Origin of the sequence: Flavobacterium sp., from assembly GCF_028712645.1 — a bacterium.
In the GTDB taxonomy this organism is placed as follows: domain Bacteria; phylum Bacteroidota; class Bacteroidia; order Flavobacteriales; family Flavobacteriaceae; genus Flavobacterium.
In genome coordinates this window covers 1-4,467 of the sequence record NZ_JAQTPQ010000275.1, presented here as the reverse complement: position 1 = coordinate 4,467, position 4,467 = coordinate 1, and the positions used below count along the sequence as shown (strand labels likewise).

Genomic DNA, 4,467 nt, shown 5'->3' with positions numbered 1-4,467 from the left:
TCTTCTGAGATTACGATTCCTCCAGTTAAGATTGCGATGTCTTCTAGCATTGCTTTCCTTCTGTCACCAAAACCTGGAGCTTTTACAGCTGCAATTTTCAAAGCACCACGTAATTTATTTACAACTAAAGTTGATAATGCTTCACCATCAACATCTTCAGCAATAATCAATAATGGTTTTCCTGATTGTGCTACTGGCTCTAAAACTGGTAATAATTCTTTTAATGAAGAAACTTTTTTGTCATACAAAAGGATGTAAGGACTTTCTAATTCTGCTTCCATTTTTTCTGGATTGGTGACAAAATAAGGAGAAAGATACCCTCTGTCAAACTGCATTCCTTCTACAACATCTACATAAGTATCTGTTCCTTTGGCTTCTTCAACAGTGATTACACCTTCTTTTCCCACTTTTGCGAAAGCATTTGCAATCAATTCGCCAATCACTTCATCGTTGTTAGCTGAAATAGAAGCAATTTGTTTTATTTTTTCAGAATCGCTTCCTACTACTTTGGCTTGTTTGGACAAATCAGCAACAATAGCTTCAACAGCTTTGTCGATTCCTCTTTTTAAATCCATTGGATTCGCACCAGCAGCAACGTTTTTCAAGCCTTCTTTCACGATAGCTTGTGCTAAAACTGTTGCGGTTGTAGTTCCGTCACCAGCTAAATCATTGGTTTTAGAAGCTACTTCTTTTACCATTTGAGCCCCCATATTTTCTAATGGATCTTTCAATTCTATTTCTTTTGCAACAGTAACTCCATCTTTAGTAACTGTTGGTCCTCCAAAAGATTTTCCAATAATTACGTTACGACCTTTAGGTCCAAGTGTAACTTTTACTGCATTTGCTAATGCGTCAACACCACGTTTTAATCCGTCACGTGCTTCAATATCAAATTTTATATCTTTTGCCATTTTTTATTTTTTTTTTAAATTTTTTTAATGAAGGGACAAGTCGCAACTTGTCCGTACTTTTGTTGTAATTTAGATTATTGCAAGGATGTCATCCTCGCGCATTATCAAATAATCTTTTCCTTCTAGTTTTAATTCTGTTCCTGCATATTTTCCATAAAGGACGGTGTCGCCAACTTTTACTGTCATATCGTAATCTTTAGTGCCTTTTCCAACAGCAACAACAGTTCCTTTTTGTGGTTTTTCTTTTGCGTTATCTGGAATAAAAATTCCTGATGCGGTTTGAGTTTCTGCAGCTACCGGTTCAATAAGAACACGGTCTGAAAGCGGTTTAATAGTTAAAGCCATATTGTTTGTTTTTATTTTATTTTGATGATAAATTAACCGTGCAAAAGTAGTTAAAATTTGACGTTTATACACAAAAAAAGCGTTAACATAATGCTAACGCTTTTAAATATTTTTGAAAAAAATTATTTTGCTGGAGTAGTTCCTGTTGGGACAGTTTGAACAGGAGCTGCTGGAGTTGAAGTGCTTGGTGCTTTAGTTTCTGTATTATCTATAATTTTTGAACCTGTATCGCTTAACGCACCTCCAAAACTTAAACTTGAAAGCATAATTAATCCGATTAAAATCGCTGCTAACGTCCAAGTACTTTTATCAAGAAAGTCAGATGTTTTTTGAACTCCACCCATTTGAGTTGATCCTCCAAATGATGATGATAATCCGCCACCTTTAGGATTTTGAACCATTATTACTACAACTAGTAGGAAACAAACTATTGTTATTAAAACTAAAAAAATTGAAAATGTACTCATTGCTTAATTATTATTTTGTTGTAAAATCTTTATATCCGAAATACGGTCTGCAAAGAAACTACTTTTTTCTGGATATTTCAAAATTAATATTTCATAAGCTTGTATCGCTTTTTGATATTTTTTTTGTTCCAAATAGACTCTTGCCAAAGTTTCGGTCATCAATAACGAATTATCTTGCTTGTTTGGTTCAAAATAGGCTGGAGATGCAACTCCTTGTTTTATTGGAGAAATCTTCGGACTAGCTTCTATGAACTTGTCTATTAATTCCGCTTTTTTCTTTTTTTCGTCTACCAATATAGGCGTTTTCGAAATATCTAAAACTTCTTTTTCTCTTTCGATTGGCTGAATTCTGGAGAGTTGTAACCACTCTTGAAAAGAATGTTTTTCGTTTGTAGAAAAATCCAATGGTTTTCCAATTTCTAATTTGTCTACAGCAATTTTTGTCGTTTCGTCAACCTCTTTTTGGTTTGAACCTTTTATAGTAGTAAGAATAGATTGCTCTAAAGTATTTATTTTTGGCTCTACTTTTATTTCAGGCTTGATGATTTCAAGATCAATTACATTAATATCAAGAAGTTCAAGTACTTTTTTGTCGTATAACCCTTTTTGGATAGCGACAAAAGTATCTGAGGTTATGAAATCGAATAAAACGGTTCTATCTGTAGTATGTGCCGCAGTGACTTTTAAAGCGTAATTATACTTGAAACTATTTTGATTGTAAAGTCCTTTCAATCGTAAAGCTCGGGCACTTTGAAAAAACGGAAATTCATCCAATACTTTTCCCAATGCATCTGTCTGCTTTTCGTTGATAGCATCTGGTTTGTTAATCAAATAAGTATAATCGGTTACGTTCATTTTTATAATTTATGGTATTTGATATTTGATATACGATTTTTAAATCGAATTTAAAAACCGTATATTATTTTTTGACTATCCGTTACTAATACCAATCCGAAATTTTGTTAGTTTATAAAAAAATAAAGTTGTTTTTCTCTTAAAACCATTAAGAAATTAAGGTTCATTAAGGCTAAAACTTAATTTTCTTAATTTCTTAATGGTTTAAAAAGTATGATAATCTTTTTGGTTTGCATAACGGACAGTCATATATTATTTTACCATTTTGCTAATGATTCATTAAAAATATCTTGAGTAATTCTTTCGAAAATATCTTTTATTGCCAAATTCTTTGTTTCTCCTGTAAGTTGTTGTCGAGCGTCATAATCGTAATAAAAATCAAATGTTTTTTCGAAATCATCAGCTTCTTTATTTTTATTGGTAAACCTTACATTTACTCGTATTGTTAATCTATTTTGAGAGGCTTGCTGATCTGCCGTTGCAGTCATTGGGCTTATTCTGTAATCTGTTATTTCTCCTTCGTAAGTCAAATCGGCTCCTGTTTTCACCAAATTCAAATTGGTTTGATTCTGGATAATATCTTGTAATTCTAATGTAAATGTTCTGTCAATTCCGGGCTCGACTAATTGAGCATTATTTTGAAAAAAGTTTACTTGAAAGGTTTTTGCATCTATTTTTCCTGTTCCAGTAAAGTTGTAAACTGAACATCCGCTGAATGTGAAAAGGATTGCAATAACAATGATGTATTTAAGGTGCTTCATTTTATTTAAAAAAAGTGCTGCGTCTGTTGCAAGCGTTTGGTCAAAGATATTATTTTAAAGAAACTAATTTGTGAAAATTTGTGAAATCTGTCTTGAAAAAAATTACAAATCAAATTGTTTTATTTTTCGATACAATGTTCTTTCGGAAATTCCCAATTCATCAGCAGCAATTTTTCGTTTTCCTTTATTTTTTTCTAATGATTTTTTTATCATTTCAATCTCACGCTGTTCTAATTTCAGAATTTCTTTTTCCTCTTCTATTGTTTCTGCAAATTGATAATTATCTTCACTCAGTTGATAATTATTTTCCTCTTCATTTTGAATAGATACAACGGCAGTTCTAGGTTCTTCTTCATAATCTATTTCGCTATCTTCTTCATTAGAACCGTATATTTTTTTGATTAGATTTGAATTTGTTTCTTGAACTTTGGTTACGCCGTTTTGCATTAATTCTAAAGTTAGTTTCTTCAAATCATTCAAATCACTTTTCATATCAAAAAGCACTTTGTACAGAATTTCTCTTTCAGTACTAAAATCATTTTTGCTTTTTTCTCCTTTTATTACCGATGGCAGATTACTAGCTTCCGAAGGCAAATACGATTGCAAAGTAATTGCCGAAATTTCGCGATTGGTCTCTAAAACCGAAATTTGTTCAGCTACATTTCGTAACTGTCTAATGTTTCCGCTCCAACGAAATTTTTGTAATAACTCAACGGCATTCTCGTCTAATCTAATTGAAGGCATTTTATATTTTTGAGCAAAATCAGCAGCAAATTTTCTGAACAATAAATGAATATCATCTTTTCTATCTCGCAAAGGAGGTAAAGTAATGTCCACTGTACTTAATCGATAGTACAAATCTTCTCTAAACTTCCCTTTTTCGATAGCGTCAAACAAGTTGACATTGGTGGCAGCCACAATTCGAACATTTGTTTTTTGCACTTGTGATGAACCTACTTTCATAAATTCACCGTTTTCTAGAATTCGCAGTAATCGAACTTGTGTTGTCAATGGCAATTCGCCCACTTCATCAAGGAAAATGGTACCGCCATCGGCAACTTCAAAATAACCTTCACTTGTTGAAGTTGCACCAGTGAAAGACCCTTTTTCGTGAACAAAAAGTTCACT

General features: G+C 32.4%; 6 protein-coding genes. All 6 read right to left on the bottom strand.

The features are described from left to right. The coding region (gene groEL, locus PHC28_RS16075) for a chaperonin GroEL (protein WP_300103014.1) at positions 1–911 on the bottom strand (911 nt) is incomplete at its 3' end. A 69-nt stretch (positions 912–980) separates the two neighbouring features. Beyond that, the gene (gene groES, locus PHC28_RS16070; protein ID WP_300103011.1) at positions 981–1,256 is read right to left on the bottom strand and encodes a co-chaperone GroES; all 276 of its coding nucleotides are present in this window, start codon (positions 1,254–1,256) and stop codon (positions 981–983) included. 122 nt (positions 1,257–1,378) lie between these two features. Beyond that, positions 1,379–1,723, bottom strand: a complete 345-nt coding sequence (secG, locus tag PHC28_RS16065) for a preprotein translocase subunit SecG (RefSeq protein ID WP_300103008.1) — start codon at positions 1,721–1,723, stop codon at positions 1,379–1,381. 3 nt (positions 1,724–1,726) lie between these two features. After that, positions 1,727–2,578: a tetratricopeptide repeat protein gene (locus tag PHC28_RS16060; protein ID WP_300103005.1), complete on the bottom strand. Its 852-nt coding sequence runs from the start codon at positions 2,576–2,578 to the stop codon at positions 1,727–1,729. Between the two features lie 257 nt (positions 2,579–2,835). Beyond that, complete coding sequence (locus tag PHC28_RS16055) at positions 2,836–3,339, bottom strand: LptE family protein (RefSeq protein WP_300103002.1); 504 nt, start codon at positions 3,337–3,339, stop codon at positions 2,836–2,838. Between the two features lie 102 nt (positions 3,340–3,441). Further along, the coding region (locus tag PHC28_RS16050) for a sigma 54-interacting transcriptional regulator (protein WP_300102999.1) at positions 3,442–4,467 on the bottom strand (1,026 nt) is incomplete at its 5' end.

Excerpts from the sequence above, each read along its gene's own strand:
- groES (WP_300103011.1), bottom strand. The coding sequence starts at position 1,256 with ATGGCTTTAACTATTAAACCGCTTTCAGACCGTGTTCTTATTGAACCG.
- PHC28_RS16060 (WP_300103005.1), bottom strand. The coding sequence starts at position 2,578 with ATGAACGTAACCGATTATACTTATTTGATTAACAAACCAGATGCTATC.
- secG (WP_300103008.1), bottom strand. The coding sequence starts at position 1,723 with ATGAGTACATTTTCAATTTTTTTAGTTTTAATAACAATAGTTTGTTTC.
- PHC28_RS16055 (WP_300103002.1), bottom strand. The coding sequence starts at position 3,339 with ATGAAGCACCTTAAATACATCATTGTTATTGCAATCCTTTTCACATTC.